This window comes from Microcoleus sp. B5-D4, assembly GCF_036705145.1.
GTDB lineage: Bacteria > Cyanobacteriota > Cyanobacteriia > Cyanobacteriales > Microcoleaceae > Microcoleus.
On record NZ_JAUBTV010000182.1, the window covers coordinates 1 to 1,143 of the forward strand.

Annotated in this window: 1 protein-coding gene; it reads right to left on the minus strand. The window is 42.0% G+C overall.

Translation table 11 applies throughout. The features are described from left to right. Positions 1-556: 556 nt before the first annotated feature. The coding region (locus tag QUB10_RS34040; RefSeq protein ID WP_333207531.1) for a hypothetical protein at positions 557-1,143 on the minus strand (587 nt) is incomplete at its 5' end.

The window sequence follows — 1,143 nt, forward strand, 5'->3', positions numbered from 1 at the left end:
TGATTTTAAATCACCCTAACCTTCCTTCAGTCTTGTCTTATGGTACTCTGGCTGCTTAAAAACTGTCCGGAGTATTGTCATTAAAGAAAAGTTTTTTATGTTTGTAAACAGTACAAATTGTCGCTTTTTTTGTAGGTACATATTCTGCTCTCCTTGTTGAAAAAACTAGGGTTTAGGCTAAATAGCCGGCTTGGATAGTTAATTTAAATTTCCAGGCTGTTAGTTCTATAATTAATACGATTTTTGGAAAATTTTGTGATTATTTTGACTTTAAAGCATTTTTTATGATGGGGATCGCTGGGAGCGCACGGGAACATTTTGCAATAATGAGGCTGAAATAAAAAAGCCAGTCAAATTTCTGGTGGGATGAAACAAACGGTTTCGATCATCTTTTGGAAGTATTACGCCAAGTTTTACCCAATTACTGAGATTTGGCTACTCATAGCTGATTGTTCGTTGTTCATTTATGCCATTAGGAATAAACCGTGCGGTAGTCTAAACGGAAGTTAGCCCACCGTGCGGGCTAACTCCCGTTTGATACCGTTATCCAGTGAGACTAATTGATAACGGCTTTTTCATAAGCATCAGCCTGTGGCGCACTACCGTACCAGGGTTGTCCGGAGAAAAACACAGCATCTCCAGGAGAGAAATTTCCTTTTGGCCCAAGATTCATTGGTTGTCGCGTATAGAAGAAGAATGTAATTCTTGCATCTTCAGCCGCAACTTTTTGGGCTTGTTCTAAAGTTAAACCAGACATTCGTTTGACTTCATTTTTCCAATCTGCTTCTCCAAACTGAGCCACATTATCTCTTTTGATCCAATTAATAACGGCTTTAGGCAAGAAAAGACCTGCCAAGGAAACAGCTTTGAAATAACCACGATCTCCTGCGGGCCCTTCAACATCACGGAAAGGCTCCCAAGAACCATCTGTGTGACGAATCGTGTGCCATAGATGACCATCATCAGCGACACCGCAAACGTGCAACTCACCCCCAACTTCTGCACAACTGACATTAATAAATTTGCCTCGGTCTCCTGCGGGTCCTTCAACATCACCGAAAGGAGACCAAGAACCATCTGTGTGACGAATCGTGTGCCATAGATGACCATCATCAGCGACACCGCAAACGTGCAACTCACCCC